13 protein-coding genes and 2 tRNA genes are annotated in these 13,984 nt (G+C 32.2%); 5 read left to right on the plus strand and 10 right to left on the minus strand.

What is annotated here, in order from left to right:
• Positions 1-57: 57 nt before the first annotated feature.
• Positions 58-1,584, minus strand: coding sequence for a glutamine-hydrolyzing GMP synthase (guaA, locus tag C8P70_RS01945; RefSeq protein ID WP_133711675.1), 1,527 nt, complete (start codon positions 1,582-1,584; stop codon positions 58-60).
• A 204-nt stretch (positions 1,585-1,788) separates the two neighbouring features.
• Here guaA and gltS point away from each other — a divergent pair, with 204 nt between their 5' ends.
• Positions 1,789-2,994 (plus strand): sodium/glutamate symporter, encoded by a 1,206-nt coding sequence (gene gltS / locus C8P70_RS01950; RefSeq protein ID WP_133711676.1) that lies wholly within the window; start codon positions 1,789-1,791, stop codon positions 2,992-2,994.
• A 56-nt stretch (positions 2,995-3,050) separates the two neighbouring features.
• On the opposite strand, the gene C8P70_RS01955 is transcribed toward gltS, so the two are convergent.
• From C8P70_RS01955 to C8P70_RS01975, 5 genes are all read right to left on the minus strand, one after another.
• Positions 3,051-3,314, minus strand: coding sequence for a hypothetical protein (locus C8P70_RS01955; RefSeq protein ID WP_133711677.1), 264 nt, complete (start codon positions 3,312-3,314; stop codon positions 3,051-3,053).
• Positions 3,315-3,408: 94 nt separating this feature from the next.
• Positions 3,409-3,858 (minus strand): ferredoxin reductase domain-containing protein, encoded by a 450-nt coding sequence (locus C8P70_RS01960; protein WP_133711678.1) that lies wholly within the window; start codon positions 3,856-3,858, stop codon positions 3,409-3,411.
• Between the two features lie 248 nt (positions 3,859-4,106).
• A tRNA-Pro gene (locus tag C8P70_RS01965) sits at positions 4,107-4,181 on the minus strand.
• An 8-nt stretch (positions 4,182-4,189) separates the two neighbouring features.
• Positions 4,190-4,273, minus strand: a tRNA-Ser gene (locus C8P70_RS01970).
• Between the two features lie 421 nt (positions 4,274-4,694).
• Positions 4,695-4,973: a DMT family transporter gene (locus tag C8P70_RS01975; protein WP_243832641.1), complete on the minus strand. Its 279-nt coding sequence runs from the start codon at positions 4,971-4,973 to the stop codon at positions 4,695-4,697.
• 12 nt (positions 4,974-4,985) lie between these two features.
• Between C8P70_RS01975 and C8P70_RS01980 the strand changes: the two genes are divergently transcribed.
• Positions 4,986-5,216: a winged helix-turn-helix transcriptional regulator gene (locus C8P70_RS01980; protein ID WP_133711738.1), complete on the plus strand. Its 231-nt coding sequence runs from the start codon at positions 4,986-4,988 to the stop codon at positions 5,214-5,216.
• Positions 5,217-5,349: 133 nt separating this feature from the next.
• Here the strand turns inward: C8P70_RS01980 and C8P70_RS01985 are convergent, their stop codons facing one another.
• Both C8P70_RS01985 and C8P70_RS01990 read right to left on the minus strand, forming a co-directional pair.
• Positions 5,350-5,829 carry a GNAT family N-acetyltransferase gene (locus tag C8P70_RS01985; RefSeq protein ID WP_133711680.1) on the minus strand — a complete coding sequence of 160 codons (480 nt, stop codon included), beginning with the start codon at positions 5,827-5,829 and terminating at the stop codon, positions 5,350-5,352.
• Between the two features lie 27 nt (positions 5,830-5,856).
• Positions 5,857-6,723: a hypothetical protein gene (locus tag C8P70_RS01990; protein ID WP_133711681.1), complete on the minus strand. Its 867-nt coding sequence runs from the start codon at positions 6,721-6,723 to the stop codon at positions 5,857-5,859.
• 470 nt (positions 6,724-7,193) lie between these two features.
• Between C8P70_RS01990 and C8P70_RS01995 the strand changes: the two genes are divergently transcribed.
• Genes C8P70_RS01995 through C8P70_RS02005 form a run of 3 tightly spaced genes read left to right on the plus strand, consistent with a single transcriptional unit; the run spans position 7,194 to position 12,703 of the window.
• Positions 7,194-8,474: a TolC family protein gene (locus C8P70_RS01995; RefSeq protein ID WP_133711682.1), complete on the plus strand. Its 1,281-nt coding sequence runs from the start codon at positions 7,194-7,196 to the stop codon at positions 8,472-8,474.
• A gap of 19 nt (positions 8,475-8,493) precedes the next feature.
• Positions 8,494-9,591: an efflux RND transporter periplasmic adaptor subunit gene (locus tag C8P70_RS02000; RefSeq protein WP_133711683.1), complete on the plus strand. Its 1,098-nt coding sequence runs from the start codon at positions 8,494-8,496 to the stop codon at positions 9,589-9,591.
• Between the two features lie 19 nt (positions 9,592-9,610).
• Positions 9,611-12,703, plus strand: a complete 3,093-nt coding sequence (locus tag C8P70_RS02005; RefSeq protein ID WP_133711684.1) for an efflux RND transporter permease subunit — start codon at positions 9,611-9,613, stop codon at positions 12,701-12,703.
• A 67-nt stretch (positions 12,704-12,770) separates the two neighbouring features.
• Here the strand turns inward: C8P70_RS02005 and C8P70_RS02010 are convergent, their stop codons facing one another.
• The gene (locus C8P70_RS02010; protein ID WP_133711685.1) at positions 12,771-13,505 is read right to left on the minus strand and encodes a response regulator transcription factor; all 735 of its coding nucleotides are present in this window, start codon (positions 13,503-13,505) and stop codon (positions 12,771-12,773) included.
• Positions 13,506-13,585: 80 nt separating this feature from the next.
• Positions 13,586-13,936, minus strand: a complete 351-nt coding sequence (locus C8P70_RS02015) for a hypothetical protein (protein WP_133711686.1) — start codon at positions 13,934-13,936, stop codon at positions 13,586-13,588.
• Positions 13,937-13,984: the final 48 nt, after the last annotated feature.

Here is a 13,984-nt window from a genome sequence, read left to right on the forward strand (position 1 = left end):
TACAAAAGCGAATAAGTCGCTATAACAAAGTTACAGCGACTTATTCAAATATTTATATTATTCCCATTCAATTGTTGCAGGTGGTTTAGAACTAATATCGTAAACTACTCTATTTACGCCTTTTACCTTATTTATTATTTTATTGGAAATCTCCATTAAAAACTCGTAAGGAAGATGAACCCAATCTGCCGTCATTCCATCTGTAGAAGCAACAGCTCGCAAAGCGACAACTTTTTCATACGTTCGTTCGTCTCCCATTACTCCTACGCTGTTTACAGGTAACAAGATGGCTCCTGCCTGCCAAACTTTATTGTATAAACCGTGTTCTTTTAATCCTTCGATAAAAATAGCATCAACTTCCTGAAGCAAACGAACTTTTTCCTGTGTTATATCTCCTAAAATACGAATTGCTAATCCCGGCCCTGGAAAAGGATGTCTTCCTAATAATTCAGGGTCAATGCCTAAAGATGCACCTACTCTTCTTACCTCATCTTTAAAAAGCATACGCAAAGGTTCCACAATTTTCAGTTTCATAAAGTCGGGCAATCCTCCTACATTGTGATGAGACTTTATAGTTGCCGACGGTCCTTTTACCGAAATAGATTCAATAACATCGGGATATATAGTACCTTGTCCTAAAAATGTTGCATCATCAATAAGCTTAGCTTCATCGTCAAAGACTTCTATAAATACTCGCCCGATAGCTTTTCTCTTTTTTTCAGGATCCTCTAATCCTGCTAATGCATTCATAAAGCGTTCGGTTGCATCTACTCCCTTTACATTAAGCCCCATTCCGTTATACTGGTTTAACACGTTTTGGAACTCATTTTTACGCAGTAATCCGTTATTTACAAATATACAATATAAGTTTTTGCCTATGGCTTTATTTAATAAAACAGCTGCCACAGTGGAATCTACTCCACCTGATAATGCCAAAACTACTTTTTCTTTTCCTATCTTTTGACGTAATCCCTCTACCGTTTCTTCAACAAAAGCATTAGGTGTAAAATCTTGCTGAACACCGGCAATATTAACTAAAAAGTTTTTTAATAATTGTGTGCCATCTGTAGAGTGATATACCTCCGGGTGAAACTGAATAGCATATGTTTTTTCCCCTTCTATTTTGTATGCTGCATTTTTGACATCTTTAGTACTTGCTAACAATACGGCATTTTTTGGAAGTGTTTTAATTGTATCACTGTGACTCATCCAAACCTGACTATTTTGAGGAACGTCTTTAAACAATATATCGTCAGCAATAAAGTCCAAGTTAGCTCTACCGTATTCTCTTGTATCAGACGGAGCTACTTCTCCTCCAAAAAAGTGTGCCAAATACTGAGCTCCATAGCATACTGCCAACATAGGTATTTTTCCTTTTATCTCGGACAAATCAGGGTGGAGAGCTTCATTTGAACGCACAGAATAAGGGCTTCCGGATAGAATAACCGCTTTAAAATCTGTCAAATCAACAGGCAAATTATTATAAGGTAAAATTTCGCAGAATATGTTTAATTCCCGAACTCTTCGCGCAATTAACTGTGTGTATTGCGATCCAAAATCTAATATAAGTACATTGTGTTGCATGCACAAAAATAATTAATTCAACTATATCTCAAAAGAAAGATTATGCTTTTTTATTTTTTAGGTTATTTGCCATACGAATTGCCTGAATAATCGCTGTAAAAACCTAACGATAACAACTTAATAATCATATCCAGCGGTATTCTTTGGTTTTAGAAAGGATTATTTATATTTGTTGCGATAGTTATTTTAATACAAGCACAATATATGGATTTTGGAATATATGAAACACTGATGCTAGCCTGTTTAGTTTTAGTCTTAGGTAGATTTGTAGTTAATAAAGTTTCTTTTTTTAAGAAATATAATATCCCTGAACCTGTTGCTGGTGGTTTTATTGTTGCACTTTTATCTTGGGGGGTTTATGCTTTTTTTAATAAAGAGTTCACTTTTAACGAAGGAATTCAGCAAGGAATGATGTTTATTTTTTTCTCTTCTATAGGCTTAAATGCCGATTTTTCAAAATTGCTTAAAGGAGGCTTATCTCTTATTATTTTTCTTGGAATAGCTACCTTATTTATTTGCTGTCAGAACTTTTTAGGCGTGGCTTTAGCGAAATTAATGAATTTGGATCTGAGATTTGGATTAATTGCAGGTTCTATCACACTTACAGGGGGTCATGGGACTGCCGGAGCTTGGGCAGACGATTTTGCTATGAGTGGGAATCCGCTTGCCGGAGCTAAAGAAATAGGTATGGCCTGTGCTACATTCGGATTAATATTTGGCGGATTAATTGGTGGACCTCTTGCCTATCGACTTTTAAAAAAGAGCAATTATAAAGAAATCGCAGACAAAGCACATAATTTAGAAAAAAAATCACCCCATACTAAAGAGGAAAAATATACTTTACAAAAGGTATCTTACCAATCTATTATGACTACTGTAACAATGCTTTCGATATGTTTAGTTTTTGGGAACCTTTTATCCGAATGGAATCAGCAATTTTCCTTTAAACTCCCAACTTTTGTATGGTGCTTGTTTGTAGGAGTTATTATTAGAAATTTTTCAACACATGTTTTAAAATCAAAATTTCACAACGAATCGATTGATATATTGGGCAATGTAGGTTTATCTATATTTTTAGCTTGTGCCTTAATGTCGTTAAAATTATGGCTGATTGTTGATTTAGCTTTACCCATTTTAGTCATTTTATTAATTCAAGTGATTATGATGTTATTATTTGCAGCTAATATTACTTATCGGGCAATGGGAAAAGATTATGACGCAATAGTGCTAAGTGCAGGACATTGCGGTTTTGGTTTAGGAGCAACTTCTACAGCTGTTGCCAATATCCAAGCCGTTACAAACAAATTTTGTCCTTCTTATAAAGCTTTTTTAATTATACCTATGGTAGGAGCATTCTTTATAGATATTGTAAATGCTCTTATTCTGAACTTTTTTATTACATTTATATAATAAAAAACAATGTAAGATTTTAAAAGGCTATTACTTTTAAGTAATAGCCTTTTTAATTAGTGTTGTAATAATGGGGTTTTTATTCCTACAATATAATACCTCTTAACAATTCTGCCTAATAAAAGAGAGCGTTTTGTACGATAACTTTTCCGAACAATATAATCTTCATCTCTCAATCTTTGCTGAACATTTTCCGAGATTATTTTTCTCGTTTTGAAATAAAACTTCCCACTTTTTTTAAGCTCTTGAAGTTGTGTTATAATTAGATCGTATTCTTCTTCAGGTGTTAATGTACTAGCTTTAGAAAAAATGCTAATCATAACGTGTGAATTTAGGATGTACGATTGTTTTATGATGTAATATTATAAAAAATATATAATCTAAAAAAATATTGCAGCACTTTTCTTTATTTTTTTAAATTCTACTTATAAAAACATTTTTTTTTCCTATGCCTCTATTATATAAACTCAGTATTTGTTTATTCACAAATAAATCAGATCCGCAAATGTAATATTCTGAATCTAAATCTGGTTTCCAGTCTTTGATCTTGTTTATATCGATTTCTCCGATAAAGCAATAATCCTCATTATTTACAGCTGATTTGTTTTCTCTATAAAAACTAAATATCTTCAGATTTTTACAATCATTAGACATACCTTTTAACTTACTTTTAAAGGCATGAAAATCTATTGACTTACACTCATATATCCAAACTATTTCTTCTATCAAATTATCCTCCAAATCTAATGTTTCTATCATTGTCAATAAAGACACCTGTCCAAAACCTTCACTAATAAAAACCTTATTTTTAGCTGTATCCTGTAATACAAACTTTCCGTAAGGAGTCAGGAAGTTCCTCCTCATTTTGTGGTTCAAGATAAAAGGATGTAATTTCTTCAGTTTCTTCCACCTTACATTTCACTACAAAGTTTCTCCATTCGGTTGATAGTTTATTTTCTTCTGTAAAAACTACCTCTTCTTGACTTTCAAAAATCATAAGAAACAACTATAATCTGTATACCTTTCATGTGAATTTACAAACCAAAGTATTCTTATAAAAACAAAAAAACTGTAAATTTCTTAATTTACAGCTTTCTTTATCCCTCAATAAGTCGGGGTGGGAGGATTCGAACCTGCGACCTCCTGGTCCCAAACCAGGCGCGATGACCGGGCTACGCTAAACCCCGAAAAAATGCGGAGAGACAGGGATTCGAACCCTGGCATCGGTTACCCGATGACAGATTAGCAATCTGCTCCGTTACCACTCCGGCACCTCTCCAAAAATTTATACTTATTACATATAAAAAGCTTAGCAAACATACTATTCCATTTTAATTTTTACAAATATTTTCTAATTTTTAGTTCTCTTTCATATAAAAAACTAATGAGGTATTATCTCAAAATTAAACCTGATAATACCTAATTTTTTATACATTTAAATAAAATAAAAGCACATTTATCCTGAATCTTCCACTAAAGAAATTAGTTGCAAAAGCATTTAGTAAATCAGATGGATAGAGTAATTTTCTTCTAAATAACTCCTCCTGGACTTTGAATTCTAATTACATCTCTAAGCACTTTGGACAATTCTAAAAACACGATAATTTTTTCTATATATTCTTATTAATTTACTGATATTCTGCTTTATTAGTTTCTGCTGAAGCGTATTATGGAGCTTTTCCCAGCTCTAATGCCAATACTCAACCAATAATAAATACTATGCCTACAATCTGTAAAAGACTAAAACTTTCTCTGAAGAAAAAAGCCCCAATAATAGCAAGGATAGAAATTCCTAATGCTGCCCAGATTCCATATGCCGCACCTACTGACATTCCGCCTTTTAAAGAGAGAGACAATAAATAATATGCGCCTACAACACACTTGATTATGGTGTTTTTGTAACCATAAAAGTCATTGGTAGAAAATAGAAACCTTGCATTATTGACTCCATAGCCAATGACATCAACAGACCAGCTCATATACATTGAGCTATTAAGCAGGCGAGCCTAAGAGTAATAAATCAACAGCTCTCTGAGTTAATAGATTTTGATGTTATTTCGAAAGAAATCTTCGATGGATACCCTTTGCATGTGGAATATAAATTGACTGATTTTGGGAAGTTATTATTGATGGTCATTGAGACGATGGAATTATGGGGGAATCAAAATGCGGAAAAGGTAGCTCAGTTAGCTAAGGATAGAAATGAAAATATTTTTTTATAAGAATTAATTTCTTTTAGAGGGCAAAAGCCTATAAAATGTTTTTCTTTGATTAACTTTATAATGATATTCCAAAAAAGAATTTAAAGTTGTATACTTCAAATATTTTATTATTTAATAATATTATTTTATCGCATCAAAATTTATAAATTAATAGCTGCATATCTTTTAGCATGATTCCATTTTCTATAATCGGAATCTTATAATTATCAATATAAAAATTTTTACGTATCTGATACTTTTTAAAACCATTTTTCTCATAAAAATTAATTTGAGAAAAGCTACAATCGGGAGTTCCCACTATTAAGCTTTTAAAACCTTTATTCTTAACGATATTCTGTATTTGTTTTATTAAAAAACTTCCTATTCCTTTACTTTGAAAAATTTCAGATACGGCTATGTTTTTTATTTCTACGAATTCGTCATCTATATAGTATAAGCAAACAACAGCAATTTCTTCTTTATCTTTTTTTAATACATAAACTTCACTTTTATGAATGTATTTATCGATAGCTTCGATCGTTTCATCTGCCAAAAGTAATAATGAGTATGGAAAATTTTGACTTCTTTGTTCAAGCTGCAATTTTTCATTTTTAAGTAAATTACTAACATCCATCACTTTAACATATTAACTTAATAATTTTTACTTTGCATATTCCGGTTTCAAATCTTTGTAAAAGCTATTAATAAAGTTTTTAAGTCTTTTCTGTGTGTTTGACCTTCTAACCCAAATCGGATATTGTCTTAAATCCATTTCCTGAATTTTACTTATAACCTGTTCAAAAGAATAGTCTTTCATAAAACATTCTTTTAAAAAATCACTAATTATTAAATTCCATTGCTCTTTATTTCCCCAGTAATGCCCCACTACATCTTTTGCAGGTAATAATTTTGAATATTCATTTAGAGACACAGAAAAAGAAAACTGTTCTATTAATCTTCTGGTTACGTTATCAGCGCACAACGCATCATTAATACTTAAAGTCAATTTTAAGCACTCTAAGTGTTTATTGGATACCCCTATCAAACCAGCATTCCACATACAAGTATTTTTGTCTATCTCAATTCCGGCATAACTTTTATTTTTAATCTGATTCCACATTAGTTTTTCAGTTTTTGTAGGTAAAACTGATAATTTTCCCTCATTGACGTGCATATAATTCTGCCCTTGAAACAAGCTCCTTCTTAAAGCGTCTATATTTTGGAAAAAGAAAGTATCGCCATCTAAATATAAAATAGGATCTGAAGGGTATTTTTGAGCTATTAATTCTAGCGCCTTAATCTTTACCCGCCAAAAAAACTTGTGGGTTCCCTCCCATTCTTCAATTATCTTTCTATCTATTGAAATTACTTCTATTTTATCCTCAAAATATTGAAATAATGATGTGTTTTCTGTAATAACAATAATTTTATCCTCATCTCCTTTATGTATAAATGCTGTATAAATAGAGAAATATACCTGTTGGTAATTTTCTAAATTATCTCCAAAAACTAAATATACTATATTCATATCTTATCTATTGCTGTAATTTTGACAAATATGTTTAAATAAATCAAACTATCAACAAAAATGAAAATAATTTATTGACAATTTTTAAATTATTACGATACTCTTGTATTATTTTACTTTATATATTCCTTTTTCCAAACGCATTACATTTTTCGCAGTTTACATTTTATTGTTACTTTTAAATTGTTTATAAACCTCTACAATTAATATCTTCAAGTATTTTTTGATTTATTCAATTGATTTAATTACCGTTTTATAATTAACCGATTTTTATTACAAAACTATTTATAGCCTGTTTTTCCAATTCATATCTGTTTAACAAGCAATTATAAATTGCTATAGATTATTATTTCTTTTCTGTCAAAAATACTCTAATCTAATTCTAATCTAACTTTAATTATCATCTAATGTAACTCAAAGTTACTTATAATACGCAATAAATACTTTTGTCAAAAGTAAAACAGTATGTTATGTACAGAAAAATTGCAATAACAATAATTTCTCTTTTTTCTTTATCTGCAAGTAAAGCTCAAAATTCAGAAACTGTACTCTCCTTAAACAGAGAACAAATAGAAGCTTTATTTTTAGATCAAAATCTTGATCTATTAGCTAAAAAAATGGAGATTTCTCAAGCCGAAGCTCAATTAATTCAAGCAAGGCTATGGTCAAATCCTACTTTTGAAATCTCAGAAGTAAACCTCTGGAAAACCACAGATATTGAAGAACAACCTCCTGTTTTCGGCAATTGGGGACAAGCACAACAAATTTCGGTACACTTAGAACAATTGATTGAAACGGCGGGAAAAAGACGTAAAAATATTGCTCTACAAAAATTAAGTATTGAAGAAAAGCAAAAAGACTTTGAATCTGTTCTTAGAGAATCTAAATTAGAACTGCGCAATACATTGAGCAATATTCAGATGCTTCAGGAGCAACAAAAAATTTATCAGGAACAGATAGACAACACACAATCTTTAATCAAAGCTTTTAAAAACCAACTAGACACCGGCAATATCAGTCAAGCGGAATACGTACGCTTAAAAGCCGCAGAACTTCAGTTTAGAAAAGAATTAAACGATGTCAATAAAGAATTAGAAGAAAATCTGAAAAATCTGAAAAACTTTATTAATCTCAAAAATAACATACAAATTACTATTACGGAAAAACTAAAAGATCCGGATAAAGAAGTTTCTGAACTTGAATTAGAAGATTGGATTTTACACGCACAGGAAAACAGACCTGATATTTTGCTGAGCAAAAACCTTGAACTACAATCTCAAAAAAAATTAGAAATAGAAAAAGCGCAGCGTATTCCTGATTTAACTTTTGGTATTGACTACGATAGAGGAGGAAATATTATGAGAGATTTTATCGGATTCGGCGTTTCTTTTGACTTACCTGTTTTTGACAGAAACAAAGGCAATATCAAAGATGCACAAATAGAAATAGAAATTGCAAAGCTTGAAACACAAAATAAACTCAACCAAACAGCCAATGATATTGTTGAGGCCTATAGGAATTACTATCAGGTAAAGGAATTGTACAATCAGATAGAACCGGATTATGAGCAGCAACTAGATAAATTATTAGAAGCTTACATTAAGAACTTTAAGTTAAAAAACATTAATATGATTGAATATTTAGATTTTGTAGAAGCTTATTTAGACAATAAAAATATAATGCTAGAAACATTAAAAGAATTAAACGAATACTTTGAGAACTTACAGTTTGCTGTCGGAAAAGATTTATAATCAATTAAATTAAAATGATATGTCAAAATATACCACTATTTATTTAGCTTTAATGCTTGTCATTCTTACCGGTTGTAAACAAACCGAAAATAGAGATAGTCAAAATCAAGGACCTTATTGCATCCCGGAAAAGTTAAAACAGGGACTTGATTTTGAAACGATTAAAATCCAACCTGTCAAACAGACTATAACTTTAAATGGAACAATTGATTATAACAGAGACAAAACGATTCCTTTTCACAGTTTAGTCAATGGAATAGTAATATCAACCCATTTTTATCTGGGAGATTATGTTAAGAAAGGACAATTATTAGCTGAAATTAAAAGTACTGAATTCAACGAATTAAAAGATGAACTAAAATCTTTAGAAGCAGAGTTAAAAATAGCTAACAGAGCATTAGAGTCTGCCAACCTGATGTTTCAGGACGGTATTTCATCACAAAAAGAATTACTGGAAGCACAAGAACAAGTTTCCGTTTTACAAGAAAAAGTGAATTCCGCAGAAAGCAACCTTTCTATGTTTAGTTATTCTGGTCAAAGTGGCCTCTTTCAAATAAAAGCTCCGCAAAGCGGATATATTGTTGCTAAAAATATGGCTACGGGCATGACCATTGTCAACGATGAGGAACCTTTATTTACCATCGCTGATTTAGAAAACGTATGGGTTATGGCTAATGTTTACGCTACATCTATGCGGTATATCCGTCAAGACTTGGACGTAAAAGTTTCTACCCTTGCCTATCCCGATGAATTTTTTAGCGGGAAAATCTCCAAAATATCACAGGTTTTTGACACAGAAGAACGTGTACTAAAAGCTAAAATTGAAATGAGAAACGATGAAATGAAACTCCGTCCTGGTATGGCTGTAGATATTGTTTTAAATATTGAAAGCAATCAGGGCAATGCTCTTGCTATTCCAAACAAAGCAATCATTTTTGACAATAATCAAAATTATGTAGTTGTTTTTAAAGACGATTGTCATCAAGAAGTTAGAAAAATAACCCCAATTTCTAAAAACGATTTATATACATATGCATCTGATGGAGTAATAGAAAATGATGTGGTGATAACAACCAACGAACTGTTAATATATGAACAATTAAACAACAGCTTGTAACCCTCTAAAAAAGTATACAATGCAAAAATTTGTAAAAAATATAGTCGCTTTTTCCCTAAAAAACACATTTATAGTTCTTTTTGGAGTACTTCTATTGTTATTTGGCGGAATATACAGCTACATTCATACTCCTATCGAAGCTTTTCCAGATGTAACTAACACCAGAGCCAGAATCATTACGCAATGGCCCGGAAGGAGTGCCGAAGAAATTGAAAAATTAATTACCCTTCCCATTTCTAAAGAGATGAATACAATTCCGAACAAAGCTGAAGTACGCTCTATTTCATTGTTTGGATTATCAGTAGTAACCGTATTGTTTAATGATGATATAGACGACTTTTATGCTCAGCAATATGCTTCTAACCGAATGGGAAATATTAATCTGCCGGATGGTGCAGATTTTGAAATAGAGCCACCCTCAGGAGCTACAGGTGAAATTTTCCGCTATATTATAGAAAGCGATTTACCTATCAAAGAAGTTACTTCTGTACAAAATTGGGTAATTGAACGAGAATTATTAGCTGTACCGGGAGTTGCTGATGTGGTTAGCTTCGGAGGAGAAGAAAAGATTTACGAAATTCAGATCAATCCCACAGAACTGGTTAATTATGATTTATCTCCTCTTGATGTTTATGAAGCCGTTGAAAAAAGCAATATAAACGTAGGAGGCGATGTTATTCAGCGAGGAGATCAGGCTTATGTAGTTCGAGGAGTGGGATTACTGGACAATTTAGAGGATATAGAAAACATCTTGATTACAGTAAGAGGCAATACTCCCATCCTTGTAAAACACGTTGCAAAAGTAATAACATCAGCTAAACCGCGCTTAGGACAAGCCGGTTATCAAGATGAAGATGATGTCGTTCAGGGAATCGTAGTAATGTTAAGAGGACAAAACCCCAGCGAAGTAATTGAAAATTTAAAAATTAAAATAGAAGACTTAAATGAAAGAGTACTTCCTAAAAACGTAAAAATAAAACCAATTATAGACCGAACAGATTTAGTAAATACAACTGTGCATACGGTGACTAAAAATCTTATAGAAGGGGTACTTTTGGTTTCTGTAATTGTTTTTATTTTCTTGTATAATTGGCGAACTACCTTTATTGTTGCTTCAGTCATTCCGCTTGCCTTTCTGTTTGCCATTGTCATGCTAAAAATACAGGGACTGCCCGCCAATTTGATTTCAATGGGAGCCTTAGACTTTGGTCTTTTACTGGAAGGAACACTTGTTATTGTTGAACACGTTTTTGTAGGGCTTGAGAAACGGGCAGGAATAGTAGGAATGAAACGTTTTAACAAAATGTCTAAACTTGGTATCATTAGGAAAAGTGCCGGAAGCGTTGCCGGATACATCTTCTTTGCTTTACTGATATTAATTGTAGCACTAATGCCTATTTTCTCTTTTCAGAAAGTAGAAGGTAAAATGTTTTCTCCTTTAGCATTTACTCTTGGTTATGCCCTGCTTGGTTCCCTGATTTTGAGTCTCACTTATGTTCCGGCAATGTGTAAGCTATTGTTTACCAAAAATATTCAAGAAAAAGAAAATTTTATTTCTCGTTTCTTTAAAAATAATATTTACAAAATGTTTAGCTGGAGCTATACACACAAAAAGATTACACTAAGCATTTTTGGTGCCCTATTAGCAATCTGTGCAGTTAAATTCCATTATTATGGTTCTGAATTTTTGCCTAAATTAAACGAAGGAGCTATTTATGTCCGAGCTACGCTCCCAAGCAGTATCAGTTTAGACGAATCAGTTCGTCTGACAAAAGAAATGAAACAAGTACTCCGGGATTTTGATGAAGTGAAGTTTGTACTTACCCAAACCGGACGCCCAAATGACGGAACAGATCCAACTGGATTTTTTAACATAGAATTTCACACAGAACTAAAGCCCGAAAAGGAGTGGAATCGATCAATATCTAAAGATGAACTTCTTGAAGAAATGCGCATAGCATTAGAAAATTACCCCGGAATAAACTTTGGTTTTAGCCAGCCCATACAAGACAATGTGGAAGAATATGTTGCTGGAGTAAAAAGCTCTTTAGTTATCAAAATATTTGGCGACAACTTATTTGAATTAGAAAAAATGGCAGACGAAGTAGCTTCCAGCATAAAAGATGTCAAAGGAATTACCGATCTCAATATCTTTAAGAATATTGGTTTGCCGGAACTTCGTATTTCACTTCACGATCACAAAATGGCTAAATATGCTGTAACAACTGCAGATGCTCAGGCTGTAATTGCCATGACCATTGGCGGACAGGCAGCCACAACATTTTATGAAAATGAAAGAATGTTTGATGTTGTCCTTCGCTTTGAGAAAAATTACAGAAATTCTGCTGAAAAGATAGGAGAAATCCTAATTCCAACCTTAGATGGCAAGCAAGTTCCTTTAAAAGAAATTGCAACTATTGATTATTATACCGGACCGGCTTTTATTTATCGCGAAGGAAACAGTCGTTACATCGGTATTGGTTTTAGTATTGAAGGACGTGACTTGGGCAGTACAATAGCCGAAGCTAAAGCCAAAGTAGCTAAAGAAGTTCAATTACCCACAGCCAACAAAATGGAATGGGCAGGTGAATTTGAAAGCAAAGAAAGAGCGGCGAAACAATTGACATTAGTAGTCCCGGTGTCACTGATTTTGATTTTAGTACTGTTATATTTTAATTTTGGAAATTTAAAAGATACTGCTATTTCTGCCATTACAATCCCATTTGCATTTATCGGTGGATTTATATCGCTATGGATAACAGGTACAACCTTTGGAATTTCTGCCGGGATAGGATTCATTATTCTCTTTGGGGTAGCAACGATTGACGGAATCGTTTTAATCGGTGTTATGAAAGAAAATATTCTAAGGAGATTCCCTTTAAAAGCAGCAATTGAAGAAGGCGTTCGCAGCAGAATTCGTCCTGTTATTATGATTGCTTTAATGGGATCAATGGGGTTACTACCTGCTGCATTATCAAATGGAATGGGGTCTGAAATCCAAAAACCATTAGCTATAATGATTGTTGGCGGTTTAATAATTTGTATGATTTTATCCTTTACCGTTTTGCCCCTAATCTTTTATTTAGCATACAGGAAACAGCTTAAAAATTAAAAAATCTAAAAACTGTTATTGACAAAACCTTTAGACTTTTTATGGAAAAAGTCTAAAGGTTTTGTTTTTAAATCAATTCAAATGCCATTGCAAACTTTAGCAATTCTGCAAAAGAGGTAAACTCCGTTTTTTTCAGTATATTTTTTCGATGTGTTTGAACAGTATGTGTCGACAAAAAAAGCACTTCAGCAATCTCTTTACTAGTTTTACCATATGCCATTAAACCTATGATCTCCTTTTCTCTTTTGCTTAACAGAACAAATTTTTTATAATTGTCTTTAATATAAAGTGATTCACCTAATGTTTTATTGACTTTATTTACCATGTTCCCCATCCCTTGAACAGGACAAGAAACCATTATCAACTGGATATTGTCGTCGATTTGTTTATTTCTATTTCGAAGTAACTTACAACTTGAATAAAACCACAAATAGTCCTTTTCTCCATATACTTTTACCCGTTGAAAAAAACTGCAGTGCTTTGTAAAGTCTCGTTCAGCGCAGTACTTCGCAACTTGCAGAACTATGGTTTCCGTTTCTTCAGCTAAAAAATATTTGGTTAAATATTCTTCACCTAAATTATTGAGTTCTTCAAGTGTTGTTCCCAAATTCATCCTCCCCCATTCATTCATGTAACTAATCCCTCTAGGCTCTTCTCTCTTAAAGTTATGAATCATAACCGAGGCAGGCATTACCTCTCCAATATCATTAATATCATATAAAAAACTAGACAGATCACTTTCAATAGAATGCAATTGCCTTTGAATAGAAATTTTATCTAATTTTAAATAATGAGAACTCATTTATTCAATTTATTTTTATTTTTTTACACAAAAACATGTAATAATACAAATATAAAACAAAAGAACATACTAATGTTATCTTAATATTTTTTTATTAATGCCAAATGTTCCTGATTATATGCCCATAATAACCCATCAGGAGTTTCTAAAACACACCACAAATCAAACCCAAAAAATGGATCTACGGGGAGATTTAACAATAGTGTCCTTTTCTTTTTTAGACGGATTAATGTATTAAATTTTGGTGTTTTAGCATATTCTATTTTGTATTGGCACGCTGAACACTTAAACCTTACCTCTTTTTCATACTCTTCAACTCGAACATTTGATTTTCCACCTGATACAATAGCTTTTGCATTACACTTTGGACAAACAACCTCGATATAGCTAATAAAATCTTGAAATTGAAATCTGGAATTATATTCTGTCATTGGTACAGTTTTTAAATTGTTATCTACACAAATTTAATTTCAATACAA

It is taken from the genome of Myroides indicus (assembly GCF_004364575.1).
Taxonomy (GTDB): domain Bacteria; phylum Bacteroidota; class Bacteroidia; order Flavobacteriales; family Flavobacteriaceae; genus Flavobacterium; species Flavobacterium indicum_A.

Bases quoted from the DNA above. Each gene is read 5' to 3' on its own strand.
- C8P70_RS01960 (WP_133711678.1), bottom strand. From the start codon at position 3,858: ATGAGGAGGAACTTCCTGACTCCTTACGGAAAGTTTGTATTACAGGAT.
- C8P70_RS02010 (WP_133711685.1), bottom strand. From the start codon at position 13,505: ATGAGTTCTCATTATTTAAAATTAGATAAAATTTCTATTCAAAGGCAA.
- gltS (WP_133711676.1), top strand. From the start codon at position 1,789: ATGGATTTTGGAATATATGAAACACTGATGCTAGCCTGTTTAGTTTTA.
- C8P70_RS01955 (WP_133711677.1), bottom strand. From the start codon at position 3,314: ATGATTAGCATTTTTTCTAAAGCTAGTACATTAACACCTGAAGAAGAA.
- C8P70_RS02005 (WP_133711684.1), top strand. From the start codon at position 9,611: ATGCAAAAATTTGTAAAAAATATAGTCGCTTTTTCCCTAAAAAACACA.
- C8P70_RS01990 (WP_133711681.1), bottom strand. From the start codon at position 6,723: ATGAATATAGTATATTTAGTTTTTGGAGATAATTTAGAAAATTACCAA.
- guaA (WP_133711675.1), bottom strand. From the start codon at position 1,584: ATGCAACACAATGTACTTATATTAGATTTTGGATCGCAATACACACAG.
- C8P70_RS01995 (WP_133711682.1), top strand. From the start codon at position 7,194: ATGTACAGAAAAATTGCAATAACAATAATTTCTCTTTTTTCTTTATCT.
- C8P70_RS02000 (WP_133711683.1), top strand. From the start codon at position 8,494: ATGTCAAAATATACCACTATTTATTTAGCTTTAATGCTTGTCATTCTT.
- C8P70_RS01975 (WP_243832641.1), bottom strand. From the start codon at position 4,973: ATGAGCTGGTCTGTTGATGTCATTGGCTATGGAGTCAATAATGCAAGG.
- C8P70_RS02015 (WP_133711686.1), bottom strand. From the start codon at position 13,936: ATGACAGAATATAATTCCAGATTTCAATTTCAAGATTTTATTAGCTAT.
- C8P70_RS01985 (WP_133711680.1), bottom strand. From the start codon at position 5,829: ATGGATGTTAGTAATTTACTTAAAAATGAAAAATTGCAGCTTGAACAA.